This window comes from Paracidovorax konjaci (genome assembly GCF_900112675.1).
Taxonomy (GTDB): Bacteria; Pseudomonadota; Gammaproteobacteria; order Burkholderiales; family Burkholderiaceae_C; genus Paracidovorax; species Paracidovorax konjaci.
Genome location: NZ_FOMQ01000013.1, coordinates 58,095 through 83,805, shown reverse-complemented (window position 1 = coordinate 83,805; position 25,711 = coordinate 58,095). Strand labels below are relative to the sequence as shown.

Genomic DNA, 25,711 nt, shown 5'->3' with positions numbered 1-25,711 from the left:
CTAAAAGATGGAAAGCTGATCCAATTGTCCTTGAGGCGCATTGCGAACCATGGCTTCAGCCACGTTGTAGCCAGCAGCAACCAAAGCAAGTTCTTGCGCTGTGGCAGGCACGATATGAGTACCTTCAGGAGACGGATCTAGCCGCAGTACATCACGTGGATCCACACTACTATGCTCTAGCAATGCCTCGCTATGCGTAGTAACGAAAACTTGGCGACGATGTTTGGCCTTACGCTGCATTTGCCATAGCAAAGGAGGGATCTGCCGGACGATTGACTCGTTGAGCGACAACTCTGGTTCTTCCAGTAAAAGCAAAGAGTCCCCATCCAGCAGGCTCCACATAATGCCCAGCAAACGCAGGGTTCCATCTGAAAACTGGTCTTCTCGCTGCCATCCTGCGTCGGGCCGCCAATGCTCATACAACGCCTCAAGGTGGGGTGTTCCAGTCGCTTCATCACGACTGAATTTCAAATCGCGCATGTTGGGCACGCAAGCTTTAAGCGCAGATTCGATTTTTTTCAATCGCGCATCGCGGGTGCGATCTGGAGTTTTCGCAATACGTTCAAGAAAAGACTGACCAAACGGATCGCCTTCCAGCAGTGCCGTGGCACCCAACTCTGTATGTTTGAGTAGTTGGGGCACAAGATGCAGATAGGTCAAAGCTCCAAAGAACTGGGCAATATCCCGAAAGTCCTTGTTGGCATTGACTTGTTCCAAGCTGGTTTCTGTCAGACGTTCAGGGTCTGCTTGGTCTTCTGTGTTGTGAGGACGATCCAGCAGCACGTCCCTGTTCCGCAAATCTTCTACACGCTCCTTACTCACAACCACGCGATGCTTGCCCCTACCCTCGCTGCGAAAGGCAAGACAGTAACGCCAGATAGCCGGGGTATCGATTTTTTCTGCCAGATCGACCTCGATTAGCACTTCTGGATTAGTTCGCGCCAACAAGCAGCGGAGTTTCGTCATACCGCCCCGCGTTTCCACCGCGCGTTGCAACCCCCCCCCCTTGGGCTTCGCAATGTCTCTCAGGAATCGCAAAGCATCCAAAAGGTTGGATTTACCGGAAGCGTTCGGCCCGATGACAAACACCCGATCGCGCAAGCTAACTTCAATTTTTTTGAAATTGCGCCAGTTTTGTAGTTTGAGTCTTGTGATGAGCACTCGCTCTCCTTATGCCGCGACACGACTGGAATCCAGAATTGCGACGGGAAGGGATTTATAGCAGGACAGCCATCTGATTGCTTTTCAACTCTGATGCTGAGGCAAATTTTGCAGAGCAAGCTCACACATGCAACAAGGTAGTAGTTATTTGGCGCGCAGCAGGGCGCCGGCCTCGATCAGTACCAGCTCGTTGTCGTCGGCGCGGCGCGGGTCGCGGCTGCTGCTGAAGGGCAGGTTGTTGTCGTTGCCGACCACGATGTGCGTGGCGTCCACCACGTCCACGTTCTCGATCGTGAAGAACGGGAAGGCGAGCACGCCGTCGGTGAGCGGCTTCTTCGCCAGGCGGCGCGGGTCCTGGATGTTCATCAGGTCGATGTAGCCCACCTTGCGCAGTTCGCCGCCCGCGTTGGCATCGGTCAGCTCCACCTTGTAGACGCGCTTGAACTTCGCGATGTCGTGGAAGCAGTCGGGGCGTTTCTGGCCCTCGGGGCAGGCCCGGTCGGCCGTGCCCTCGCCGTTGTCGCGCTCGATGACGAGGCCCGTGGTCGCGTCGATCATGTTGAAGTCGCCAATGGCGTTCTGGTTGGCCTCCAGCACGTACTTCCAGTGGCGGCCGGTCCACTTCTCCGCGCGCACGTCGAACTCCAGCACGCGCAGGTACTGCCGGCCGCCCTCCACCGCCTCGTAGGCCTTGGCGGATTCGTTCCAGAGCGGGCCTTCCAGCAGCGCGTACAGGCGGCTGCCGTCCCGGCTGGCGGCCATGCCCTCGAAGCCCTTGGAGCGCTTGACCTCGAAGGCCGGCGCCTTCGCATCCGGCGCGCCGGCGGTGGTGACGGCCGGGTGGTCGGGCGAGCGCACGGTCCGGCCGTCCACCTGGGTTTCGAACACCGCGAGCACCTTGCCGTCCAGGTCGGCCTTGATGAGGTAGGGCCCGAACTCCTCGCCGATCCACAGCGCGCCGCCCGCGAACTGGAAGCTCTCGGGATCGAAATCCGAGCCCGTCAGGTAGCGCCGCTCCGTGCCTTCCTCGGCGATGCGGAAGGGCACCTTCCTGTCCGGATCGTGCAGGAACACGGTCTTCAGGCGCTTGAATGCCCCGCCCTGGAAATCCACCGCGTAGTGGTTCAGGTAGAGCATGAAGTCGGGCGAGTTGGCCTTGGCGCCCGCACCGTTGTCCGTGAGGATCCAGAACGTGCCGTCGGGCATGCGCTTGATGCCCGAGTGGCCCTGCAGCGGCTGGCCCTCGAACGGCAGCGACACGCCCGTGGGCCGGCCCGCGGAGGTGCCCTCCACGGAGCGCAGCGCGTCCACCCGCTGCGGCGTGGTGAACTTGCCGCTGGTGCGCAGATCGGCCGGTGCGTCGGCCGGCGCGGGCACGAACGACTGCGCGGGCAGCACGGCATGGCCAGCGAGCGTGGCGGGAAAGGCCTGCTGGGCGTGGGCGGTGGCGGCGAGGGCGCACGCCAGCGCGGCGGCGACGGCGAGACGGGAGAAAGCGAACATGGGCGGAGGGGTCCTGCGTGGCATGCCGAGGCCGGCGCACACGACATGCGTGCGTCGCACGGAAACCCGGCACGGTGCCGCCCCCGCGTGTCAGGGCTGTGACGCCGCCCCGCTGCGGGCCTGCGCCGGCCGCGTGTGCAGCCGCCAGCCCAGGTAGGCCACCACCCCCGCGTTGAAGAGCACCACGGCGCTCGCCAGCCAGGTCGGGTGGTGCACCCAGTGCCACAGCTCGAACGGGATGTAGAGCCCGCCGGACAGCGCACCCAGCCACTCGCCCCAGACACGCCCGCGCCACAGGCCCCAGGCCTCCGTGAAGCGCAGCGCCGCATACGCCACCACGGCCGCCACCAGCAGGCGCAGATCCTCGTGCGCCCACAGGTCCACCTGCGACAGCAGCAGCGCCGGATAACGCTCGCCCGGGCTCAGTCCCACATGCCCGATGAGCGCCACCGCGAGCTGGTGCAGGTTGCGGTGCAACACGCTCAACAGCCCCGCGCCCGCCAGCAGCGCGATGGCGCCCTTGGCCGCCTCGAAACCGGCGATCGCGCGCAGCGCGGCATCGGCCTGCGCAGGCGGCGCGGGGTGGGAAGAAAGCGGCGAAGGGGGGTGAGACGTTCCGGCGGCCATGGGCGCCAGTGTGCGTCAAGCCCGGCCGTGGCGCAGCGCCCAGAGCGCCGCGCCCACGATCAGCGCGCCGCCCAGCCAGCCGGCCGGCGGAAGCCGCTCGCCCAGCCAGGCCGCGGCGAACAGCGCGCCCCAGACGGGCTCAGTGCCCATCAGCAGGCCCACGCGGCTGGGGGCGCTGCGGCGCAGCGCCCAGTTCTGCGCCACGAAGGCGAACACGGTGCAGCCCAGCACCAGGTACAGGCAGGCCCACCAGAAGGCGCCCTGCGGCGGCAGCGCGGGCAGGCCGCCGGGCAGGGCCACGGCCAGCAGCAGGCAGCCGGCCCCGACCACGGCGGACTGCACGGCCGTGAGCAGCAGCAGGGGCGCTGCGGCATGGCGGCGCATGAGGCGGCTGGTGGCGCACGCCGTGACGGCGCGCAGCGCGGCAGCCGCCAGCACCAGCGCATCGCCCCAGCCCCAACGCACCTGCGGGCCGCCCGCGAGCAGTGCCGCACCCGCCAGTGAGACGGCCGCGCAGGCCAGCAGCGCCGCGGCCGGCCGGCGGCCCAGCAGCCACCATTCCGCGAAGGGCGTGAAGACCACGCACAGGCTGATGAGGAAGGCCGCGTGGCTGGCCTGCGTGTGCGCCACGCCGTAGGTCTCGCACAGGAAGATCGCCATCAGCAGCGCGCCGAGCGGCAGCCCCGCGCGCAGCGCATCCCGCCACTGTGCGCGGCCTGCGCGCAGGCAGGCCGGCGCCAGCAGTGCGGCGGTCAGCAGAAAGCGCACGGCCAGGAAGCCCAGCACCGGGTAGAACGCGAGCGCGCCCTTGGCCACGCCGTAGCTGGTGCCCCAGACGATGGCGACGAGCAGCAGGGCGGCGTCGGACGCGCGCATCAGCCGGTGCGTGGAGGGGCTCGGGGCCGTGAAGGCGGGCGTGGTGGCGGTCATGGGTGCATCGTAGATTTGCGCACCGATGGCGATAATCGGTTGCAAACGCACAAGTTCTGTTCCAAATGCGCACGAATGAAGCCCTCGACAGCCTGCCCGACATGGCCGTGTTCGCGCGCGTGGTGGCGGCCGGCAGCTTCTCGGCCGCGGCGCGCGGGCTGGGGCTCACGCCCTCGGCCGTGAGCCGGCAGGTGGCGCGGCTGGAGAGCGTGCTGCGCGTGCGGCTGCTGGAGCGCACGACGCGCCGGCTGCGGCTGACCGAGGCCGGGCGGGCCGCCTACGCGCACTGCGAGGCGCTGGAGAGCGCCGCGCGCGAGGTGCTGTCGCTGGCGGGCGACGCGGCGACCGGCGTGCCCCGCGGTCTCGTGCGCATGAGCGTTCCCAAGGCCTACGGCCGCCAGCGCATCCACGCGCTGGTGCCGCCCTTCCTGGCGGCGCACCCGCAGGTGGACCTGCAACTGGTGGTCACCGACCGCACGGTGGACCTGTTCGCGGAAGACATCGACCTGGCCCTGCGCATCACCGACACGCCGCCGCCCGGCCTCGCGGGCCGGCCGCTGGAGGCCGTGGAGCACCTGGTCTGCGCGAGCCCCGCCTACCTGGCGCAGCGCGGCACGCCGGAGCACCCGCGCGATCTGGCGCGGCACGACTGCATCGCCCTGGGCGAGGACGAGCGCGACCGCCACTGGCGATTCGTCCGGGCCGGCGGCACGGGCGGCCTCGCCGAAGCGGCCACCACCGTGGCCGTGCGCGGCCGCTACGTGGCCAACCACAGCGAGATGCGGTGCGACGCGGCCCTGGCGCACCTGGGCATCGCCACCCTGCCCGGCTTCACGGCCCGCGCCGCGCTGGAGACGGGCGCGCTGGTGCGCGTGCTGCCCGGCTGGCGCCACACGACGGCCTATTCGGGCACGGCGTGGCTGCTGTACCCGCCCAACCGGTTTTTGCCGGCGCGCGTGCGCGCCTGGATCGACCACCTGGCCGCCGGGATCGGCGGCGGCGGGTAGCGGCAGGCCGCCCGCGGAGCCCGCGCGGCCTGGCCATGCGTCGCCGTTCAGTCCTCGATCGTTTCGTGCGTGTCGGCGCTGCCCCGGCGCCAGTAGCCCGCAGCCTTGATCCACTTCGGGTGCACGCCGCGTTCGCCCACGAGGTGCGCGCGCAGCGCCTTGGCGACGGTGGTTTCGCAGCCCACCCAGGCATGCACGTCGCCGGCCGGCAGGGCCAGGGTGCGCAGGGCGCCCAGCAGGCCGGAGCCCTCGCCCGCAGGGGTGCCTGCGCGGTGCACCCAGTGGATGCGGGCAGCGGCCTGCGTGGGCAGCCCCTGTTCGTCGGCCGGGCCGTCCACCTCGATCAGCACCAGGGCGGGCGCGCCCGCAGGCAGTTCCGCGAGGCGGCGGCCGATGGCCGGCAGGGCCGTGTCGTCGCCGATCAGCACGTAGCCGTCGAAGACGAGCGGCACCAGCAGCGAACCGCGCGGCCCGCCGATGCCGATGCGCTGACCGGGCGCGGCCTGCAGCGCCCAGGCGGTGGCGGGGCCGGCGTCGTGCACGGCGAAGTCGATGGCGAGCGTGCCGGCCTGCGCGTCGTGGTGGCGCGGCGTGTAGTCGCGCATGGTGGGCCGCGGCGCGTCCGGGGCCGGCGCCGCGCCTTGCGCGCCGAACGAGGGCAGCACCAGCTCGCCGGTGGCAGGATCGGGCAGCAGCAGCTTCACGTGGTCGTCGAAGCCCGGGCTGTGGAAGCCGGCGAGGTCATCGCCCGCGAGCGTGACGCGCACGCAATGCGGGGTGATGCGCTCGGCGCGCTGCACGGTGAGGGTGCGCAGGCGCAACTCGTGGCGCACGCGCTGCGGCGCGCGGGCTTCGAGCTGCTCGGGCGTCGGCTGGGGGGTGGCGGGAGAAGGATGGGAGGTCATGGGAAGAGAGCTGCTTTCTGCCGGCGGGGCCGGCGGCGTCGGGCGCCATGGAATGGCGCGGTGGCATCGGGGGCGTTTGGGGGGCGGTGCGGTGCGGCGCGCTCGGTTCGCGCGCTCGTGTGGAATGGCGGGCGGGCGGACAGGTGGCGGGGCTCAGAGCCGCTCGATGCGGCGCGCGGCCTCGTCCAGCAGGTCGGCGATGGCGTGGACCTGGTCGGTGTCCAGCGGCGCGCCGGCCAGGCGCATATGCAGGGCGTGGCGCAGGTTGTGCACGGCGCGCTCCACCGGCGCAGGGCGCGGGCCGCCACGCCCGGGCCCGCCTTCGGCCATGCGCGCGAGCAGCGCGTCCACCTCGCCCTGGTGCGCCTGCAGGTGCTCCAGCCCTTCGGCGGTGGCGGTGTGCAGCTTGCGGCCACCGCTTTCGGTGCTGACGGTGACGTGGCCCATCTCCTCCAGCAGCGTGAGCGTGGGGTAGACCACGCCCGGGCTGGGGCTGTAGCTGCCGCCCAGGCGCTCCTCGATGGCCTTGATGAGTTCGTAGCCATGGCGCGGCTTGTCCGCGATGAGGCGCAGCAGCACCAGGCGCAGGCCGCCGTGGCCGAACACGCGGCCACCGCCGCCGCCCCGCCGCAGGGTGGGTGGTGCGCCGCGCGGATCCAGCATGTCGAAGTCTTTCATGGGATGAATTCAGATATGTCGATTTTCGAAAGATATATCTAATTCATATCGATTCCAAGTAACGTCACCATGGCCCTGATGAGCAGAGGGGCAGCGACGAAGCAGTTGCCAACAAACGGCAGAAGTGCCGTGCGCGCGGGGATTCTTCCGAAAACCGCCACTCTTTTCGCGGCAGGGGGCAGCTTCCAGGGCCCGGGTGGTGCAATCCCCTTCGTCACCCCACGGTCCTACTTGGCCGCCAACTTCCGCCATGCCGATACAAAGCACCCAGTTCAAGGGCGTGTTCATCCACACGCCCACCCCCGAACAGGCCTCCGCCACCACCCCCCAGGCCAGGCAAGAGCTGTCACGCAAGAACCAGGCTTTCATAGAACGCAACGAAAGCACGCTCGAACAACTCGCCTCGCAACGGTCCGGACGGGCTCTGCTCGGCCAGATCGAGTCCATCCATGCGATGGCTCCGCGCAAGAGGGTGGTCATCACCCCCTCCAACGGCGAATGGCCGCAGTCCCTGTCGTGCGAAAAGCACCCGGAAACCGGTGCCCTGAGGCCCATGAACCAATGGCCCGATATCGACACCTACATGAGCCGGCGCCCCTCCACGAGCCAGTTCATGCCCGAGGTCGCAGCCATTCCGCTACCAGGGCGCGAGGTGCCAGGCTCCGACGAGGTGTGGATCGCCACGGATCCCGCTATCGGCATGAAGTTCAGCTCCGCCGAGTCGGACGATTACGAACTCAGTCCAGACCACTATGTCGCCACGCTCGGCCATGAAATGATCCACGCCAGGGACAGCCTGCATGGCATACAACCGCGCCGCGCCCAGAACGAGGCGACGGCCGAGGATGAGGCCATGGGGCGCCCGCTGCACAAGGCGTTGCTGCCGGTCGAACTCCGAACTGTCGGAATCGGTCAGTACGCCGATGAAATCCCGTCCGAGAACTCCATCCGCCGGGAACATGGCCTGACCGAGCGCAGGAGCTACCACGGCTTCACACGCGAGGAATAACGGTGATACGGCCGCGTGCCGCGCGGCCCGGTTCGGCCGGCTACCGTTCCATCAAACCGCCATCCCCGCGGCATGCCCGCGCGTGAACGCCTCTTCGAACACCGAATACCCCGACCAGTCCGCGTGCGCGAAGGCGAGGCGGGACGTGCCGGGCGTGGCGGGCGCGGCGATGCGCTCTCCGTTCGACAGCACGTAGCGCTGGCGCTGCGGCGGCATGCGGCCGATCTGGGCGAGGAACGCCTGCGTGCCCGGCACGGGGATCGCCATGGCGTGGCCGTAGCGCGTGATCTCCACGCGCGTGACGCGGGCGCGCAGGTCCGGGTGCGGCACCGACAGGCTCGCGAGGATGGCGTCGCGCCAGTGCGTCCACGGCTGCTCCGCGAGCTGGCGGCGGCCGTCCTGCACGTCGCCCAGCGCGCGGTAGTAGCTCAGCACCGTGGGGCCGGGGCGCGGGTCCAGGCGCTGGTGGCCGGCATCCACGTAGCCCAGGCCGCCGGGGGCGGGGTCGGCGTAGAGCACGTTGTCCCAGGCGGGCGCGGCGCCTTCGCGGTCGGCGAGGGGCGCGTCGATGTGCAGGTTGGCCACCAGCCAGGGCGCCCACTGCAGGCGCTGCGCGGCCTGCGTGAGGAAGGCGGGCGGGTTGCGCACCACGCGCGCGGCCACGAACACCGGCAGCGCCACCACGCAGCGCCGCGCCTGCCAGCGCTCGATGCTGTCGCTCGCGTGGTGCAGCACGTCCACTTCCACGCCGGCGCGGGTCTCCTCGATGCGCAGCACGGTGCTGCCGGCGCGCAGTTGCCTGGCGTCTTGCAGCGGCGCGGCCAGCCGCTGGGTGAGCCAGCCGTTGCCCTCGGGCCAGGTGAGCACGCCGTCGCGCTCGTCGCCCGCAGCCTCGCCGGGTGCGTGGAAGCCGTGCCGGCTCGCGAAGTAGTGGATGCCCGCCCAGGCCGACACGCGGGCGGTGCCGGCGCCGTAATCGTCGCGGCAGCTGTAGTCGAGGTACCAGCGCAGGTGCGCGTCGTCGAAGCCCTCCTGCGCCAGCCAGGCATCGAACGTCGTCGCGTCCAGCGCGCGCAGCGCGGCCGACAGGGGCTGGTCGGGCTTCCAGAGCTTGAAGGTGGGCATGGCGAAGCGCGCCGCGCGCCCCAGTTCGGCCACGCGCACGGAAAAGCGCCGGTACTGCGCGATGGTGGATTCGCCCACGCCGTTCATGGGCAGGAGGCCTTCCTGCCACGCGCCCTGGAAGAACAGGCGCTCCTGCGGGCTGTGGCAGAGGTGGCGCTCGTCGATCTGCCAGCGCCCGGCCACGCGGCGCCGCAGGCCCAGCTCTTCCAGCAGGTCCTGCACCTCGCGCGCGCCGTCGCCCGGCACGGGCAGGTAGTGGGCGCCCAGCGGGCAGGCGATGCCATTCACCTGGCCGGCGCGGCTGTTGCCGCCGGCCGTGTCTTCCATCTCCAGCAGCACGAAATCGTCCACGCCCGCCAGGCGCAGCGAACGCGCGGCCGCCAGGCCCGCCACGCCGCCGCCGGCGATCACCACCTGGGTGCGGCGCACGATGTCGGGCTCGATGGCGCCGCCCTTCTGCAGCCGGTCGCGCAACGCATGGCCGCGCTCCATGTCGATGCCCGTGAAGCCGCCCTCGGGCGGTGGCGGCGGCCGGCCGCAGCCCGGCAGGAGCGCGGTGGCGGCGGACGCCCCCGCCGCCTGCAGCCAGTGGCGACGGCGCAGCGCCGGAAAGGAAGGGGGCACAGCGTGGAGGGTCATCGCGGGGGTCGCGCGGAAGCGCGCAGGAGCAGGCGGAGCGGCCACTTTAGCGCCAGCGCGCGGCAGGGGCCCCTGGCCGCCGCCAAACCCCGCGTGCGGGGCCGCGGGCACCGGGCCGAAGTGCCGGACGCAGGCCATTGCCAAACCACCCATTCGCTACATTATTGATAGCAAACTATTCAATGAATCCGGCGGCATGGAGCATGAAACACTCCAGAATCCATTCACAGTGCCCGGGGCCTCAGGCCGTGGCGATGGGCGGCGCGGCGGACGGGGGCAGGTCCGGCGGGAACCAGTCGGCGCGCGCGAGCCAGCCGGCCAGGAATTTCTGGTCCACCGGGCGCTCCTGCGCCAGGCGCTCGTAGTACGTGATGCGGCCCTGGCGGTAGAGGGCATAGACCCGGGCATCGTCGGCCGCCTCCAGCGCCGCCAGTGTGGCCGGGCCCATTTCGCCGTCCGTGGCCAGCCCGGTGGCGCCCAGCTGCAGCAAAGTCCGCTGCAGCAGCACGACCGCCTCGTTGCCGGCATTGACGTAGAAGTCGAACAGGATCTCGGCGAGCGTCTGGGAGGCGATCTGGTCGCCGTACAGCCTGTCCCAGTATTCCTGCTTGTAGATGGCGCCCGCCTGCTCATCGGTGAGCGCGCGCAGGTCCTGCAGCGTCGGCGGCTCCTGGAGCAGGGGCTCCGCGCAGCGCTGGAACGTGGCCAGGGTGATGCCCAGGTTGGTGGCACCGCCCGGATCGTCCGGGTCATCGACAAAGCCGCCTTCGAACCTCAGCAATTGCGGCAGGTACAGATCGAACGATGCCATGGGGCTCCCTCTTTCTCGGTGTGGTTTGTGCGCGCAGTATGGCGCCCGCCCCCGCGTTGCCGCAACCTGCCGCGCGGGCCCGGATCAGTGCGCGATCACCTTGCCCCACTCCTGCTCGTAGGTGTGCACGAGGATCTGGTTCGACAGCCGGTTGACCTCGGCCGGCTGCCGCGCCATGTCCAGCGGAAAGTCGAACAGCAGCGGCAGCGTGGCCGCCGAGAGGAAGCGCAGCCCCTCGGGCAGGCGTTCCGGCAGGCGCCAGGGCCGGCGGCTCGCGATCACGAAGCCCCACTCGCCGAAGCTCGGCACGTGCGCGTGGTACGGCGCGGCCGAGAGGCCCACCGACTCGATGGTCTGCACCACCGTCCAGAAGCTTTGGCGCGCCACGAGCGGCGAGGTGGTCTGCACCACCGCATAGCCGCTCGCCGCGAGGCGCTGGTCCAGCAGCGCGTAGAAGCTGTTGGTGTAGAGCTTGCCGATCGCGAAGTTGGTCGGGTCGGGGAAGTCCACCACGATCACGTCGAAAGTGTCGTGTGCCCCCACGCTCCCCGCTGCGCGTGGTTCGCTGCCCCCCAAGGGGGCCTTCGCGCCTTGGGGCGGCCCGGCGGCGCTCATGTCGTCTTGCCCCTGCTGCAGCCACTGGAAGGCATCCGTGTTGACCACGTGCACGCGCGGGTCGGACAGCGCGCCGCCGTTGAGCCGCGAGAGCGCCGGGTCGGTGCGGAAGAGCTGCGTCATGGCCGGGTCCAGCTCCACAAGGGTGACCGATTCGACCGAGGGGTACTTGAGGATCTCGCGCACGGCCATGCCGTCGCCGCCGCCCAGCACCGCCACGCGCCGGGGGGCGCCGTGCGCGGCCATCGCGGGGTGCACCAGGGCCTCGTGGTAGCGGTACTCGTCGCGCTCGGCGAACTGCAGGTTGCCGTTCAGGTAGAGCCGGTGGCCCATGCGGCCCTGCGTGACCACGATGCGCTGGTAGGCCGAGGCGCTGCTGATGACGATGCGGTCCTGGTAGAACCGGTCCTCGGCGAAGCGCGTGATGTGCTCGGAACCCGCGAAGCCCGCCAGCAGCGCGCCCAGCACCGCCGCGCAGGCCAGCGCATGGGCACGCAGCTGCCGCAGCTCGTGCCGGAAGAGCCACAGCGCCCACACCGCCACCACCGCGTTGAAGATGCCGAACAGCAGCCCCGTGCGGATCAGCCCCAGGTGGGGCACCAGCAGCAGCGGGAACGCGAGCGACACCGCCAGTGCGCCCAGGTAGTCGAACGTGAGCACCTGCGAGACGAGGTCCTTGAGCGCCACGTTGCGCTTGAGGATGCGCATCACCAGCGGGATCTCCAGCCCCACCAGCATGCCCACCAGCAGCACCATGCCGTAGAGCAGCACGCGGAACGCGCCCGGCACGTAGGCATTCGCGAGGAAGAGCGTGGCCGGCAGCGCCCCGCCGATCAGCGCTACCAGCAGCTCGATGCGCAGGAAATGCGCGGGCAGCTGCCGCTCGAAATACCGCGACAGCCACGAGCCCACGCCCATGGCGAACAGGTAGGTGCCGATGATGGTGGAGAACTGCAGCACCGAATCGCCCAGCACGTACGAGGCGAGCGCCCCGGCGGCGAGTTCGTAGAGCAGGCCGCAGGCCGCCACGACGAACACGCTGGCGAGCAGCGCGATGTCGAGGGGGCGGGGTGCGGAGGGCGGTGAAGAGGGTTTGGAGGCGGTCAAGCCCGCTATTTTGCGGGATGCGCCAGGGGGCGCTGCCCCCCACAATGCGCGGACGCCGTGCCGGGCGCTGGGCCTTTTCGATGGCACGCGGGAGGGCTTCGCATGCATTTCATCGTCATGGGCGCGGGCGCCGTCGGGCTCTACGTGGGCGGGCGCCTGGCCGCGGCCGGGCAGGCGGTGACCCTGGTGGGCCGGCCCCGCATCCTGGGCGCCGTGGCGCAGGCCGGTCTGCGGGTGAGCGACCTGGAGGGGCTCGACGCGCAGGTACCGGCGCAGGCGCTGCGGCTGGCGCACGCGCCGGACGCCATCGGCCCGGCCGGCCCCGCCACCGTGCTGCTGTGCGTGAAGGGCGGCGCCACGGTGCAGGCCGCCCGGGCGCTGGCGGCGGCCCTGCCGGCCGGAACTCCCGTGGTGTCGCTGCAGAACGGCGTGGACAACGTCGCCCGCATCGCCGCGCAGGCCCCGGCGCTGCGGGCCATCGGGGCCATGGTGCCCTACAACGTGGTGCTGCGCGGCACGCACGTGCACCGCGCGACCACCGGCAGCATCCATCTGCAGCGCGACCCTGCCACCGCGGCGCTGGCGGATGCCTTCCGGGCCGCGGGGCTGGCGGCGGTGCTGGCGGACGACATCCGGGCCGTGCAATGGGGCAAGCTGCTGCTGAACCTCAACAACCCCGTGAACGCGCTCTCGGACCTGCCGCTGCGCGAGGAACTGCAGGACCGCGACTGCCGCCGCGTGTTCGCCGCCCTGCAGGCCGAGGCGCTGCGCGCCATGGCCCGCGCCGGCATCCGGCCCGCGAAGGTCGCGCCCGTGCCGCCCGCGCTGCTGCCGCACGTGCTGCGGCTGCCCGATGCGCTCTTCGCGCGGCTCGCACGCCGTATGCTGCGCATCGACCCCGCGGCGCGCTCCTCGATGTGGGACGACCTGCAGGCCGGCCGCCCCACCGAGATCGACGACCTCTGCGGCGCCGTCGTCCGCCTGGCCGCCGCGCACGGCGTGCCCGCACCCTGCAACGAACGCATGTGCGCTTTACTCGGCGGCCCCCGCCAGCGGCTCACGGGCGCACAGATGCGCCGGGCCCTGGGCATCTGAGCCACGCGCGGCGCGGGAACGGGCACGGCCTCGCCCGCCGACGGCTCAAGCGCGGTCAGAACGCGTAATTCGCGCTCACCAGCAGCGATCGCGGCGTGCCCGGCAGGCCGCTGGTGCCGGGGCGCCAGTACTCCTTGTCGAACAGATTGGAGACGGCGGCCGTCACCGTCCACGGCGCGGCGCGCCAGCCCACGAGCGCGTCCCAGCGGCTGTAGCCCGCCATGCGCGAGGTGTTGGCCTCGTTCGCCCAGCGCGGCCCCGAGTGCGTGACGCCGATCTCGCCATACCAGGGGCCGGAAGGCGCGTAGCGCACGAACAGGCTGCCCGTGCGGCGTGCCACGTCGCGCAGGTCCTTGCCTTCGAGCGCGCGGTTGGCCTTGTTCTCGACCACGGTGGCATGCGTGATGCCGGCGCCGCCGCGCACGTACCAGGCGCTGGCCACCCGGCCCGAGACGGTGAACTCCATTCCGCGCGAACGCTCCTGGCCGCGCACGGCCCAGAAGTCGGGCTGGTTGGTGGCGTCGGGCTGGTAGCGGATGTTGTAGTGGTCGATCTGGTAGGCCGAGAACTGCGTGGAGAGCGCGCCCTGCAGCCAGTCGCTCTTGATGCCCGCCTCGAACTGGCGCGAGTACTGCGGCTCGTCGTCCTGTGCGCCGCTCACGCCCAGCATGCCGCGCCCGCCGAAGGGCGAGAAGCTCTTGCTGTACGACGCGTAGAGGCTGTGCTCGCGGCCGGGCTGCCAGACCAGGCCCGCGCGCGGGCTGACCGAACTGCCGCCCGCATTGCGCCAGGCATTGGTGAGGCGGTTCAGGCTGTCGAAGTCGTAGTCGTCGTAGCGCGCGCCCACCAGCAGCTTCCACTGCGGCGCGAGGCTGATGAGGTCCTGCGCGTAGAGCGCCTTGGCCGTGGCCAGGTGCAGGTTGTGCTGCGACGGCGCGCCCTGCGCGGGCCGCACGGCATTGAAGACGGGATTGAACGGATCGACGAAGCCGTTGCTGGCCGCGGTGGAGAACAGGCGCGGCTGGCGCTCCTCGTCGCTGTGCTCCACGCCCACGAGCAGCTCGTGCGCCATGCCGGCCAGCGCGAAGCGGCCGGTCAGGTCCACGGTGTGGATGGTGGTCTTGTTGTTGGTCTGCTGCCAGGCGTAGCTCTGCCGCAGCAGGCCCGGGTTCGTGCAGGTGGCGCCCGTGGGCGTGCGGCCCCGCGCGTTGCAGTAGGTGCCCAGGAAGTAATGGTCGAAGTCCTGCCGGGCCTCGCGCTTGCTCGCGAGCCAGCGCACGCTCCACTGCGGATTGAAGTCGTAGCTCAGGTCCGAGCGCAGCACGCGCAGGCGGTCCTCCACGTAGTCGCCCGGCTGCGCGAAACCCTGGCGCGGCGAGACGCCCGCGGGCAGTTGCTCGTAGGCGGGGCCGCGGTCGGGCACGCGCCAGACGCTGTCGTAGGTGTACTGGCCCGTCCAGCGCAGGCCCGTGCGCGTGTCCACGAGGATGCTGGGCGAGACCATGTCGTTCTTGTTGCGGATGCCGCTGCGGAAGCTGTGCGCCTGTTCGCGGTCGGCCGTGAGGCGCACGGCCACGTTCGGGCTCAGCACGCGGTTGATGTCCAGCGTGCCGCCCACGTTCTCCCACGAACCGCCGCGCAGCGTGATGCTGCTCTTGGCGTCGAAGCGGGCCTGCTTGCTCACGAGGTTGACCACGCCGCCGCCCGCGCCGCGGCCGTAGAGCACCGACGCCGGGCCCTTGAGGATCTCGACGCGCTCCACGTTGGCGGTGCTGCGCCGCACCTGCCCGCCCTCGCGCACGCCGTCGCGGTAGATGTCGCCCGAACTCACGTCGAAGCCGCGGACCATGACGCCCTCGCCGCGCATGTCGTAGCTCGTGCTCACGCCGGGCTGGCCGTCGAGCATGGTCGCCAGGTCGTTGATGCCGTAGCTCTTGTACTTGTTGACCTCCACCGTGTCGATGGTCTGCGGGATGTCCCGCGGCGCGGTGTAGGTCTTGGTGGCGGTGGTCACGCCCTCGGGGCGCACGTCGTCGGGGTCGTACTGCGCGCCCGAGACGTGCACGGTGGGCAGTGCGGCCTGCGCGGCGGCAGTCTCGCCCGGGGCCTCGGCCTGCTGGGCCCAGGCCGCGCCGGCCAGGCCGGCCCAGAGCAGCGCGGCCCGCAGGGGCACCGGGCCGGCCGCGGCGATGGCAGGAGAAGCGGGCCGCGCCGCGGCAGTCCGCCGTGCCGCGGCGCCGCGGACGGTCGCGCGCCGCGTGCCGGAAATGAAAGGTTTCGCCATGTCGTTCTCGAAGAAGGAAAGCGGCCGCGAAGTGCCGGCCGCCCGTTACAAAGAGAACCAATTGTAATGATAACGATAACCATTCTTAATACAGAAGCCACGCATCTTCCACGATTCCGTGGCACTGCCGGGCCAATGTAAAATTTTGTTGCAGCCCGCTGCCCCGCCAAAAACCACACAACACATGACGCCGCCCGTCCGCGCTGCGGCGTTCCGGGAGAACCGACTTGCGCATTTCCACCCTCGCGGCCGTGATGGCCGCGGCTTTGCTGCTGACCGCCTGCGTCACGCCCTATGCCCGCAAGGGCCTGACGGGCGGCTACACCGACGAGAAGATCGACGAGAACCACTACCGCGTGCGTTTCGACGGCAACGGCCACACCTCTTCCGACCGCGTCTGGTACCTGTGGCTGTACCGCTGCGCCGAGCTGACCCGGGAAAAGGGGTACACCCACTTCACGGTGCGCAAGCCCGGAGAGCCGCTGGCCAGCGGGCCGGCCGCCGGGCCCGGCGCCTACGGGCGGCAGCCCGCTGCCCACGCGGATGCCGGCCAGGAACCGTCCCGCATGGTCAAGACGAAGGGCGGCGGCGCGCCCATCTTCATCTACTCCCCGGGCTACACGGTCACCACCTGGCACAACGATGCGGTCGTGGCGATGTTCCGTGAGCCCCTGCCCGAGGCGGTGCTGTTCCTGAAGGCCCAGGCCATACTCGACCAGCTGGGGCCCTACGTGCAGTCCGACGGAAAGGTCACGCCCCTGGCGCGCGACGAGGTGCTGCGCAACGCCGCGACCATGGTCCGCCCCGAGCGCGGCTACACCTTCGGAGGTGAGCTGTGAGCCGCCGGCGCCCGACCGCGGCAGCCGCCGCTCTATGTACCGCCCTGCTCGCCGCGCTGCTGCCCGGAGGGCTGGCGGCGCAGGGGTTCGTCGCACCGAAGAGCCAGCTGCCGGGCGCGCCCGGCGCCGTCGTGTGGCAGCCGACGCTGATCCCCGGCACCTGCGCGCGGCCCGAATACCCGCTGAACTCGATCCGCGGCAAGGAGCAGGGGACATCGGCCATCACGCTCACCGTCGGTGCGAGCGGCAGCGTGCGCGATACCGCGGTGCTCACCTCCAGCGGTTCGGCGCGGCTCGACCAGGCCGCTGCGGACGGCATGGCCGCGTGCCAGTTCAAGCCGGCGCAGGACTCGACGGGCGCGCCCATGCAGTCGTCCTATGTCATGCGCCACGAATGGCGGCTGGAAGATGCGCCGCCCGATCCCTGGGTGGAGCTGAAGGCGCTGAACGGTGCCGGCTTTGCCGCTTCGGGCGACGTGGCGGCGCTGGCCGTGGCCGGGGACAGCGCCGCGTCGCCCGCGCAGCGCGCCAAGGTGCTGGCCATGGTGAAGGCCCGGGCCACCGAGATGGCCGGTTGCCCGAGCATCGAGGCCGCGGCGTCGCGCATCGTGCGCAGCGCGGGCGCGCCCGACGGCGCCGACCGCCGATCGCTCGAGCTGTGGACGCTCACGCAGTGCGGCCGCACCATGCGCTACGGCATCGTGGTGTTCTTCCCGGCGGACCGGCCGCCCTTCTTCCGCGCCCGGCCGTTCGCGGCATCCGAGCCCGACCCGGGTTGAGCCGGGCCGGCTGCGACCTCACCCGCCGTGGATCGCCGCGGCCACGATGATGCTGATGCCCAGGCACATCGCGGCCACGACCATGGCCAGGGCCTTGTTCTGCTTCTCGACGATCTCGGCCCACAGGTCGTAGGGCGTGACCTTGTCGATGATGACGAAGCTGATCCAGAACACGATCACGCCGATCAGCGCGAACAGGATGGAGCCGAAGAACGCGGCGGGCCGCAGCCATTCGAGTGCCATGGTGAACTCCTTCATTCAGTCAATCAGAAAACAGGTGATGGGGATGGCCATGCGGGTGGCCCGGCGGGGCCCGGCGCAGGCGCTGCCGTTCATTTGTGCCCGCCCCCGCTGGACCAGCCGCCGAACGAGCCGCCCGACGAACGGTAGCTGGACGACGTGCAGTTCTCGCGATTCGGATCGCACGACGAGCTGCAGCCGCGCGAGAACAGCAGCAGGAGCAGGATGAGCACGACCGCGATGATGATGACCGTGCTGCAGCCCACGCTGCCGATGCTGCCCGCGCTCGCGAGCGGCGCGGCGTCGTCGCGGCGGAACAGGTCCTTCTGGCCGTCGAGCTTGAAGGCCTGCGCCACCAGCGCGCTGTCCAGGAGGCTGCCGACCGACCAGGTGATCTCGCGCGGGGTCTGCTCCATCGACAGGCGGCCCTTGCCGCCCGTGCCGCTGAAATCCCGGTTCTGCGTGGCCTGCCCGCGCTCGACGGGCCAGTAGAACTCGCCCAGCACGTAAGTGGTCTCGGCGCGGTACTGCGAGTCGAGCCGGTAGGTGCTCTGCAGGTAGGTGGCCGACTGGCCGTTGGCGGACAGCTTGGGCGCGCCCGTCGTGGGCCGCACGAGGCTCCAGCCGTCGGAGGCGTCCACCAGGAAGGCGAAGCCGCGCTGGCGGTTGTAGAGCAGGTATTCGTCCCAGCCGAAGGTCTCGTCGTCGCCCGGCTCGCGGCCCATGCGGTGCTGGAAGCCCACCACCTGCCAGACCACGCCTTCGAGCTGGCCCGTGGTGCCCAGCGGGATGAGCGGCTGCACGGGCTCGTCCTGCACCGCGTGGCGCAGTTCGCCGCCGATGCCACCCGAGATGTCGATGAGGCTCGCGCAGGAGGGGCAGGTCAGGCTCCGCGTGGTGTCCAGCGCCACCTGCACGGGCGCGCCGCAGTGCGGGCAACTGAACTGGCGGGCTTTCTCGTCGCGCGCCGATTCGTCCTTCAGGCCCTGCATGCGCAGGTCTTCGAGCCGCACCGCGCGGCCACGCTCCACGCGCGGCGGCGTCTGCGCGTAGTCGATGGACAGCACCTCGCCCTGGTCGCTGCGCAGCTCCACCACCGGGAAGGGCTGGCCCAGCGGCGGCAGCTTGGGCAGCTCGCCCTGCGCGGACACGAGCTGCGCCTGCACGTTGGCCGCCACGCTGTAGGGCGTGCCGTTGATGGCCGTGGTGGCGCCCACACGGAAGCGCTCCGGCGCGGGCAGGTCGCGGCCCGGCTCGATGGGGCGCGTGAACACGTAGGCGCCGTTGTCCTCGCCCAGCGTCGCGGTGGTGCCGTCCTCCAGGATGGCGTTCCACTCGGCCCAGGTGCCGGTTTCGGCCTTGTATTGCAGCCGGCCGATCAGCGTGAACGGCTGCTCGCGCCCTTCCAGCAGCACGCGGCCGCTCGCCATGAGCTGCAGCGGGCTGTGGTCGTCGAAGACCTCGGCCATCTTGCCCACGCGCGAGAGCACCTCGCCGCTGCGCACCACGGTGCTCTGGCAATAGGGGCAGACGGCGTGCGTGGACTGCGCGCTGCGGAATTCGACCGGCGCGCCGCAGCCCGGGCAGGGCGCGCGGTAGTGGCGCTGGGTTTGGGGGTCGGCCATTGTTGGTGGGTGTTTTCGGCCTCCTGCCGTCGATTCCATTCGGCAGGGCGCTATTTAAACCATAGCAAGACGGTGCCGCCGCCCCGGCGGGCGGCCGCGCGCGTCAGACCAGCTTCTTGAGCAGTTCGGCCTTCTTGGCGTCGAACTCTTCCTGCGTGAGGATGCCCTTGGCCTTGAGGTCGCCGAGCTTCTCCAGCGTGGCCATCACGTCCTCGGGCCGCACGCCCGCCACGGGCGCGGAGGCCGGCACGGCCGGCTGCGCCGCGCCACCGCCGCCGCCCTGCAGGCCCTGCTGGAGGTTCTGCGCCAGCACCTGGCCGAGCGCCACGCCCGCGCCCAGGCCCATCGCATCGCCCGCGATGCCGCCGCCGCCATTGCCCGAGCCCTCGGCGAACTTGGGGATCGACTGCGCCGTCTGGTACTGCATGAACTTGCCCATGTCGTTGCCGACCATGCCCATGCCGATCTTCTGGTCGAGGATCTTCTGCAGCTCTTCGGGCAGCGACAGGTTCTGCACCGTCATGGTTTCGAGCTGCAGCCCGATCTTGGCGAAAGCCGGCTGCAGCTCCTTGGCGAGCGCGTCGGCGAACATGACCTGGTTGGCCGCGAGGTCGAGGAACGGCAGGCCGCTCGATGCGATCGCGTTGCTGATGTTCTGCAGCACGAGGCCGCGGAGCTGGCCGTCGAGTTCGCTCACCGTGTAGGCCGCGCGCGTGCCCGAGATCTCGGTGTGGAACAGCTTGGGGTCGGCCACGCGGTACGCGTAGTTGCCGAACGCGCGCAGGCGCACGGCGCCGAAGTCCTTGTCGCGGATGGTGATGGGCTGGGGCGTGCCCCACTTCTGGTCGACCTGCTGGCGCGTGCTGAAGAAGTACACGTCGCTCTTGAACGGGGACTCGAAGAGCTTGTCCCAGTTCTTCAGGTAGGTCAGCACCGGCAGCGTCTGCGTGGTCAGCTTGTGGGTGCCCGGGCCGAACACGTCGGCCACCGTGCCTTCGTTGACGAACACCGCCATCTGCGATTCGCGCACCACCAGCGTGCCGCCGTTCTGGATTTCCAGGTCGCGCATGGGAAAGCGCCACGCCAGCGTGCCGTCGCTCTCCTCCGTCCACTGGATGATGTCGATGAACTGCTTCTTGATGAAGTCCATGAGGGCCATGCGGTGCTCCGGCTGTGAAGAGTGGGGGAACAAAAACGGACTGCCAACCCGTCCGTGCGGTGGCCGATCATAGCGGCGGCCGGCCGCGGCGCTATCGCCGGTTTCGAGAGGATCAATTGGCCCGCATGGATGCGAATGCCTAGCATTCACATGTCCCCCGCGAATTCTCCGCATCCCCCGAAACCCCGTACGAAAAGAGCCCCGCCATGAACCGCATCCGCCAGGCCACCCGCCAGAACCTGCCCACCCTCATGAAGACGGGCAGCTACTACCTCATCCACATCTGCGTGGCCGCATTGGTGGCCTACGCGGTCACGGGCAACCTCGTCGCCTCGCTCACGCTGAGCCTGCTGGAGCCCACGGTGCAGGCCGTGGCGTTCTTCTTCCATGAAAAGGCGTGGGACCGCGCAGGCCGCCGCCGTGCGGCCGAGGCCGCGGCCCTGCAGCCCGCCGCCGCGGGCGCCTGAACGCAGCATCCAGCCACAGAGGACGACACCATGCCCCGCAACGCCCACCCCTTCGCGCACTGGCTCGTGGAGCGCCTGGCCGGCATGGCCGCAGGGCGCTGACCGGACCCGCGCCCGGCACCGTTCAAGCCTTGGTATCGAGCAGCGAACCGAGCATGCGGTCCTCGGTCTTCACCATCTGCAGGTTGGCCGAGAACGCATAGGTGGCGGACATCTGGCTCACCGCATCCTCTTCGAGCGAGGCGCCTGCGGCGGCGGCCCGGCCGGCGCGCGCTTCGACCCCGCCCTGGTCGGGCACCGCCTCCTGCTCCACCGTCTGCCGGCGAAAGCCCTCGGTGTTCAGGTTGGCCACGTTGTGCGCCGAGGTGTCCAACTGCAGCTGCGCGGCGCGCAGGCCGGAGGAAGCGATCGAGGAGATGGAAGCCATGGCGGAGTGCTCCTGAAGCGGGGACGGGGGCGGGGGCGGGGCGCCGGAGGACCGGTGCGGGAAAACGGGCCGGGCCGGCCCGGGTGGGCGGCTAAGGCACCCGCGGGATTATCGGACGGCGCGGCCGTGGCGGCCAGCCCCCGCACGGCCGGCGCGGCACGTCGTTTGCTATTTATTTAATAGCAAACTATTGAATGAAACCGGCGGCATGGAGCACTTTTCATCCACACCCTTGCCCGGACACCGCAGGCCCTCGCCGCGCTAGGTTTCCACGAACTCGGGGTACCGCGCGCAGATCTCGTCCACCTGGCTCAGCGTGCCCGAAAGGTGCGCGCGCAGCGCCTCCTGTGCCGCTGGCGCGTCGCCCGCCGCGACGGCATCGGCGATGCGCCGGTGGTCGGCCAGCACCGCCTGGGCCTTGCCCTCGGTCGGCAGGTGCAGGCGGCGCAGCCGATCGACGTGGCCGGAGCGGCGCCGCACCAGGTCCCACAGGCCGGGCACGCCCGCGGCCTCGTACATGAGGCGGTGGAAGCCCTGGTCGGCCTCGACGAACTCGCGGTAGGTCTGCGGCCCGGCCATCGCTGCCATGGCATCGATCTGCGCCCGCAGGCGCGCGATCGTGGCCTCGGCCGGCTCCAGCGCCAGGGTGCGCACCACCTCCAGCTCGATCGAGCGGCGCAGGTAGTGGGCCTGCCGCGCGGCCGGCACGTCGATGCGGCTCACCACCGTCGCATGCTGCGGGAAGATGTCCACCAGCCCTTCCTCGCCCAGGCGCAGCAACGCGTCGCGCACGGGCGTCTGGCTGATGCCGAAGCGCTCGGCCAGCTCGGCCCGCGCCAGCACGGTGCCGGGCGCCAGGTCCAGGTTCACGATGGCCTCGCGCAGCTTCTCGAACACCTGCGGCGCGGCGTGGCGCGAGCGGTCGAGGCGGACTTTCTCTCTCACATGCATAGGCGGGCGATTGTGCACCGTGGTGTTTTGACGCACTAATATATTAGTGCTTTAATGCGCCAGAACACACGATGCCGACCATGACCCCACCCCGCCGCTCCCCCGACTCCCTGCGCAGCGCCCGCTGGTTCGCGCCCGACGACCTGCGCTCCTTCGGCCACCGCTCGCGCATCATGCAGATGGGCTACGCGCCCGAAGACTGGGTGGGCAAGCCCATCATCGCCATCGTGAACACGTGGTCGGACATCAATCCGTGCCACGGCCATTTCAAGCAGCGCGTGGAAGACGTGAAGCGCGGCATCCTGCAGGCGGGCGGCTTCCCGGTGGAGCTGCCGGCCATCTCGCTGGCCGAGGCGTTCGTGAAACCCACCACGATGCTCTACCGCAACCTGCTGGCCATGGAAACCGAGGAGCTGCTGCGCAGCCACCCGGTCGATGGTGCGGTGCTGATGGGCGGCTGCGACAAGACCGGCCCCGGCCTCGTGATGGGCGCCATCAGCATGGGCCTTCCCTGCATCTTCGTGCCCGCCGGGCCGATGCTGCGCGGCAACTACAACGGCCAGGTGCTGGGCTCGGGCTCCGATGCCTGGAAATTCTGGGACGAGCGCCGCGCCGGCCAGATCACGCCCACGCAGTGGCTGGGCGTGGAGACCGGCATCGCGCGCAGCCACGGCACCTGCATGACCATGGGCACCGCCAGCACCATGACGGCCATCATCGAGGCGATGGGCCTCACGCTGCCCGGCGCTTCGTCCATCCCCGCGCCGGACGCGGGCCACGTGCGCATGAGCGCCGAGAGCGGCCGCCGCATCGTGGACATGGTCTGGAACGACCTCACCCCGGCCCGGGTCCTGAGCCGGGATTCGTTCCTGAACGCCATCGACGTGGCCATGGCCGTGGGCTGCTCCACCAACGCCATCGTGCACCTGGTGGCCATGTCGCGCCGCGCGGGCGCCGACTGTGCCGTGACGCTCGAGGATTTCGACGCCGCCAGCCACCGCGTGCCGGTGATCGCCAACGTGCGGCCCACCGGCACCACCTACCTGATGGAAGACTTCTACTACGCGGGCGGCCTGCCGGGCCTCATGTCGCGCCTGCCGGGCCACCTGCGGCTGGGGGCGGCCACCGTCACCGGCCGCACCCTGGGCGAGAACATCGAGGGCGCGGCCGTGTTCAACGACGATGTGATCCGCACCGTGGAGAACCCCGTCTACGCCGAAGGCGCGCTGGCCGTGCTGCGCGGCAATATCGCGCCCGGCGGCGCGGTGATGAAGCCCTGCGCCGCCGCGCCGCACCTGCAGCGGCACACCGGCCCGGCCCTGGTCTTCGACGACTACCCGAGCATGAAGGCCGCCGTGGAAGACCCCGACCTCGACGTGACGGCCGAGCACATCCTCGTGCTGCGCAACGCCGGCCCGCAGGGCGGCCCCGGCATGCCGGAGTGGGGCATGCTGCCCATCCCGGCCAAGCTCGTGAAGCAGGGCGTGCGCGACATGCTGCGCCTGTCGGACGCGCGCATGAGCGGCACCAGCTACGGCGCCTGCATCCTGCACGCCGCGCCCGAGGCCTACATCGGCGGCCCGCTGGCGCTGGTGAAGACGGGCGACCGCATCACCGTGGACGTGCCCGCACGCCGCATCCACCTCGAAGTGAGCGACGAGGAACTCGCCCTGCGCCGCGCCGCCTGGACGCCGCCGCCCCCGCGCTTCGAGCGCGGCTACGGCTGGATGTTCAGCCGCCACATCCTGCAGGCCGACCAGGGCTGCGACTTCGACTTCCTCGAAACCGGCTTCGGCGCGCCCGTGGCCGAGCCCGACATCTTCTGACCGCATCCCGCATTTTTCCGTTCGCCCTTTCGTCCCTTTCCGGAGACCTGCCCTTGAATCCCGCCACCCGCGAGCTGCTCGCCAAAGTCAGCACCGCCACGCTCTGCACCGCGCTCTTCAAGCGCGGCCTGCGCAACCAGTTCCTGCAGAACGTGCACCCGCTGCGCACGGGCCGCCCGAACATGGTCGGCGAGGCCTTCACGCTGCGCTACATCCCCGCGCGCGAAGACCTGAACACCATCGCCGTCTTCCAGAACCCCGACCACCCGCAGCGCAAGGCCGTGGAGGACTGCCCGCCCGGCGCCGTGCTGGTGATCGACAGCCGCCAGGACGCGCGCGCCGCCTCCGCCGGCTCCATCCTCGCCACGCGCCTGATGCGGCGCGGCGCGGCCGGGCTGGTGACCGACGGCGGCTTCCGCGACACGCCCGACATCGCAGCGCTCGACATGCCCGCCTACCACCAGCGCCCCTCGGCGCCCACCAACCTCACGCTGCACCAGGCCATCGACATCAACGTGCCCATCGGCTGCGGCGACGTGGCCGTGTTCCCGGGCGACGTGGTGGTGGGCGACAGCGAGGGCGTGATCGTGGTCCCGGCGCACCTGGCCGACGAGATCGCCGCCGAGGCCACAGAGATGACCGCCTTCGAGGACTTCGTCACCGAGCGCGTGCAGGCCGGCGACACCATCATCGGCCTCTACCCGCCCACCGACCCGCGCACGCCCGAGGCCTTCGCCGCCTGGCGCAAGCAGCACGGGCGCTGAGCCGCAGCGGCCCCGCCTTCCGCCAAGACGACGACGACAACAACAACGACGACACCCCCCATCCATCCCGCAGGAGACAACCCATGCACCCGAACCGACGCAACGCGCTGCAGGCGCTCGCCGCCCTGGCCGCCACCGCCGTGCCCTTCGGCGCCCACGCCCAGGAGTGGCCCGGCGCCAAACCCATCACCTACGTCGTGCCCTTCACGCCCGGCGGCTCCACCGACATCATCGGCCGCGTGCTCGCCAACAAGCTGGGGGAGTCGCTCAAGCAGGCCGTGGTGGTCGAGAACAAACCCGGACAGGGCGGCGGCATCGGCGCGGCCTATGCGGCCAAGGCGCCAGCCGACGGCTACACCCTCTTCGGCGGCACCATCAGCACGCACGCCATCAACGCCAGCCTCTACAAGAAGCTGCCCTACGACCCCGTGCGCGACTTCGAGCCCGTGACCCTCGTGGCCACGCTGCCCAACGTGCTCATCATCGACCCCAACCTGGGCGTGAACTCGGTCCAGGAACTCGTCGCCCTGCTCAAGAAAGACCCGGCCAAGCGCATGTTCGCGTCCTCGGGGGCCGGCACCTCCACGCACCTGGCCGGCGAACTGTTCGGCGACCTCATCGGCGTGAAGCTCACCCACGTGCCGTACAAGGGCACCCCGCCCGCGCTCACCGACGTGGCTGCCGGGCAGGTGTCCTTCATGTTCGACCAGATGACCGCCGCCCTGCCCCTGGCCAAGGCCGGCCGCGTCAAGCTGCTGGCCGTGACCACCGCCAAGCGCATCCCCCTCGCGCCCGAACTGCCGACCATGATCGAATCCGGCGTGGCGGGCTTCGAGATGTCCTCCTGGCAGGCCGTCTACGCCCCCAAGGGCACGCCCAAGCCCATCGTGCAGCGCCTCAACGCCGAGATCGTCAAGGCCCTCAAGCAGCCCGACGTGCAGTCCAAGCTGCAGGACCAGCTCGGCATGACCATCGTCGGCAGCACCCCGGAAGAACTGGCCGCGCACATGGCCAAGGAGATTCCGCGCTGGGCGGAGCTGGTGAAGAAATCGGGGGCTTCGGCGGATTGATCTGTTCGTTGCCTTAGACATGGCCCGCTGGTGACAGCGGGCCATTTTGTTTTCGGAAACTCGCAGCC

Annotated in this window: 24 protein-coding genes; 9 read left to right on the top strand and 15 right to left on the bottom strand. The window is 70.2% G+C overall.

The features are described 5' to 3' along the window. The 4 genes from BM144_RS17720 to BM144_RS17705 form a co-directional block, all read right to left on the bottom strand. Entirely contained in the window at positions 1-1,161 is a 1,161-nt protein-coding gene (locus BM144_RS17720) for an AAA family ATPase (protein ID WP_092955252.1), read from the bottom strand. A gap of 144 nt (positions 1,162-1,305) precedes the next feature. Then, entirely contained in the window at positions 1,306-2,664 is a 1,359-nt protein-coding gene (locus BM144_RS17715) for an esterase-like activity of phytase family protein (RefSeq protein WP_092955249.1), read from the bottom strand. 90 nt (positions 2,665-2,754) lie between these two features. Beyond that, complete coding sequence (locus tag BM144_RS17710) at positions 2,755-3,291, bottom strand: DUF2127 domain-containing protein (protein ID WP_092955246.1); 537 nt, start codon at positions 3,289-3,291, stop codon at positions 2,755-2,757. Between the two features lie 15 nt (positions 3,292-3,306). Then, on the bottom strand, positions 3,307-4,221 hold the full coding sequence (locus BM144_RS17705) for a DMT family transporter (RefSeq protein ID WP_092955389.1): 915 nt from the start codon (positions 4,219-4,221) through the stop codon (positions 3,307-3,309). A 65-nt stretch (positions 4,222-4,286) separates the two neighbouring features. On the opposite strand from BM144_RS17705, the gene BM144_RS17700 reads away from it, so the two are divergent. Continuing rightward, positions 4,287-5,228 carry a LysR family transcriptional regulator gene (locus BM144_RS17700; RefSeq protein ID WP_092955243.1) on the top strand — a complete coding sequence of 314 codons (942 nt, stop codon included), beginning with the start codon at positions 4,287-4,289 and terminating at the stop codon, positions 5,226-5,228. 47 nt (positions 5,229-5,275) lie between these two features. Here BM144_RS17700 and BM144_RS17695 read toward each other — a convergent pair whose 3' ends face one another. Further along, positions 5,276-6,133 carry a siderophore-interacting protein gene (locus tag BM144_RS17695; RefSeq protein ID WP_092955240.1) on the bottom strand — a complete coding sequence of 286 codons (858 nt, stop codon included), beginning with the start codon at positions 6,131-6,133 and terminating at the stop codon, positions 5,276-5,278. A 153-nt stretch (positions 6,134-6,286) separates the two neighbouring features. Then, on the bottom strand, positions 6,287-6,811 hold the full coding sequence (locus BM144_RS17690) for a PadR family transcriptional regulator (protein WP_092955237.1): 525 nt from the start codon (positions 6,809-6,811) through the stop codon (positions 6,287-6,289). 250 nt (positions 6,812-7,061) lie between these two features. Here BM144_RS17690 and BM144_RS17685 point away from each other — a divergent pair, with 250 nt between their 5' ends. Beyond that, a complete protein-coding gene (locus BM144_RS17685) occupies positions 7,062-7,820 on the top strand; it encodes a M91 family zinc metallopeptidase (protein ID WP_092955234.1) in 759 nt (252 codons plus the stop codon). Between the two features lie 51 nt (positions 7,821-7,871). Here the strand turns inward: BM144_RS17685 and BM144_RS17680 are convergent, their stop codons facing one another. The 3 genes from BM144_RS17680 to BM144_RS17670 form a co-directional block, all read right to left on the bottom strand. Further along, positions 7,872-9,584 (bottom strand): FAD-dependent oxidoreductase, encoded by a 1,713-nt coding sequence (locus BM144_RS17680; protein ID WP_092955231.1) that lies wholly within the window; start codon positions 9,582-9,584, stop codon positions 7,872-7,874. A 241-nt stretch (positions 9,585-9,825) separates the two neighbouring features. Continuing rightward, on the bottom strand, positions 9,826-10,395 hold the full coding sequence (locus BM144_RS17675) for a glycoside hydrolase family 108 protein (RefSeq protein WP_092955228.1): 570 nt from the start codon (positions 10,393-10,395) through the stop codon (positions 9,826-9,828). A gap of 84 nt (positions 10,396-10,479) precedes the next feature. Then, entirely contained in the window at positions 10,480-12,126 is a 1,647-nt protein-coding gene (locus tag BM144_RS17670) for a polyamine aminopropyltransferase (RefSeq protein WP_092955386.1), read from the bottom strand. 93 nt (positions 12,127-12,219) lie between these two features. On the opposite strand from BM144_RS17670, the gene BM144_RS17665 reads away from it, so the two are divergent. Next, a complete protein-coding gene (locus BM144_RS17665; RefSeq protein WP_092955225.1) occupies positions 12,220-13,212 on the top strand; it encodes a 2-dehydropantoate 2-reductase in 993 nt (330 codons plus the stop codon). 55 nt (positions 13,213-13,267) lie between these two features. Here BM144_RS17665 and BM144_RS17660 read toward each other — a convergent pair whose 3' ends face one another. Next, a complete protein-coding gene (locus BM144_RS17660) occupies positions 13,268-15,496 on the bottom strand; it encodes a TonB-dependent receptor (RefSeq protein WP_245783709.1) in 2,229 nt (742 codons plus the stop codon). 227 nt (positions 15,497-15,723) lie between these two features. Between BM144_RS17660 and BM144_RS17655 the strand changes: the two genes are divergently transcribed. Further along, the gene (locus BM144_RS17655; protein WP_139225763.1) at positions 15,724-16,335 is read left to right on the top strand and encodes a CC0125/CC1285 family lipoprotein; all 612 of its coding nucleotides are present in this window, start codon (positions 15,724-15,726) and stop codon (positions 16,333-16,335) included. Continuing rightward, a complete protein-coding gene (locus BM144_RS17650) occupies positions 16,332-17,114 on the top strand; it encodes a TonB family protein (protein ID WP_092955219.1) in 783 nt (260 codons plus the stop codon). Before BM144_RS17655 ends, BM144_RS17650 begins: the two co-directional genes overlap by 4 nt. A gap of 18 nt (positions 17,115-17,132) precedes the next feature. Here the strand turns inward: BM144_RS17650 and BM144_RS17645 are convergent, their stop codons facing one another. The 3 genes from BM144_RS17645 to BM144_RS17635 form a co-directional block, all read right to left on the bottom strand. Further along, a complete protein-coding gene (locus BM144_RS17645; RefSeq protein WP_092955380.1) occupies positions 17,133-17,357 on the bottom strand; it encodes a DUF350 domain-containing protein in 225 nt (74 codons plus the stop codon). Between the two features lie 89 nt (positions 17,358-17,446). After that, the gene (locus BM144_RS17640; protein ID WP_092955216.1) at positions 17,447-18,979 is read right to left on the bottom strand and encodes a DUF4178 domain-containing protein; all 1,533 of its coding nucleotides are present in this window, start codon (positions 18,977-18,979) and stop codon (positions 17,447-17,449) included. A 103-nt stretch (positions 18,980-19,082) separates the two neighbouring features. Further along, the gene (locus tag BM144_RS17635) at positions 19,083-20,138 is read right to left on the bottom strand and encodes an SPFH domain-containing protein (RefSeq protein ID WP_092955213.1); all 1,056 of its coding nucleotides are present in this window, start codon (positions 20,136-20,138) and stop codon (positions 19,083-19,085) included. 206 nt (positions 20,139-20,344) lie between these two features. Between BM144_RS17635 and BM144_RS17630 the strand changes: the two genes are divergently transcribed. Continuing rightward, a complete protein-coding gene (locus tag BM144_RS17630; protein WP_092955210.1) occupies positions 20,345-20,605 on the top strand; it encodes a DUF2061 domain-containing protein in 261 nt (86 codons plus the stop codon). Positions 20,606-20,729: 124 nt separating this feature from the next. On the opposite strand, the gene BM144_RS17625 is transcribed toward BM144_RS17630, so the two are convergent. Both BM144_RS17625 and BM144_RS17620 read right to left on the bottom strand, forming a co-directional pair. Beyond that, positions 20,730-21,032: a flagellar basal body protein gene (locus BM144_RS17625; RefSeq protein WP_092955207.1), complete on the bottom strand. Its 303-nt coding sequence runs from the start codon at positions 21,030-21,032 to the stop codon at positions 20,730-20,732. Between the two features lie 261 nt (positions 21,033-21,293). Beyond that, the gene (locus BM144_RS17620; protein WP_092955204.1) at positions 21,294-21,983 is read right to left on the bottom strand and encodes a GntR family transcriptional regulator; all 690 of its coding nucleotides are present in this window, start codon (positions 21,981-21,983) and stop codon (positions 21,294-21,296) included. A gap of 80 nt (positions 21,984-22,063) precedes the next feature. Here BM144_RS17620 and araD point away from each other — a divergent pair, with 80 nt between their 5' ends. The 3 genes from araD (at position 22,064) to BM144_RS17605 (ending at position 25,643) form a co-directional block, all read left to right on the top strand. Further along, entirely contained in the window at positions 22,064-23,809 is a 1,746-nt protein-coding gene (gene araD, locus BM144_RS17615) for an L-arabinonate dehydratase (protein WP_092955201.1), read from the top strand. A 53-nt stretch (positions 23,810-23,862) separates the two neighbouring features. Further along, entirely contained in the window at positions 23,863-24,573 is a 711-nt protein-coding gene (locus BM144_RS17610; protein WP_092955198.1) for a ribonuclease activity regulator RraA, read from the top strand. Positions 24,574-24,656: 83 nt separating this feature from the next. Next, positions 24,657-25,643, top strand: a complete 987-nt coding sequence (locus BM144_RS17605) for a Bug family tripartite tricarboxylate transporter substrate binding protein (protein WP_092955195.1) — start codon at positions 24,657-24,659, stop codon at positions 25,641-25,643. Positions 25,644-25,711: the final 68 nt, after the last annotated feature.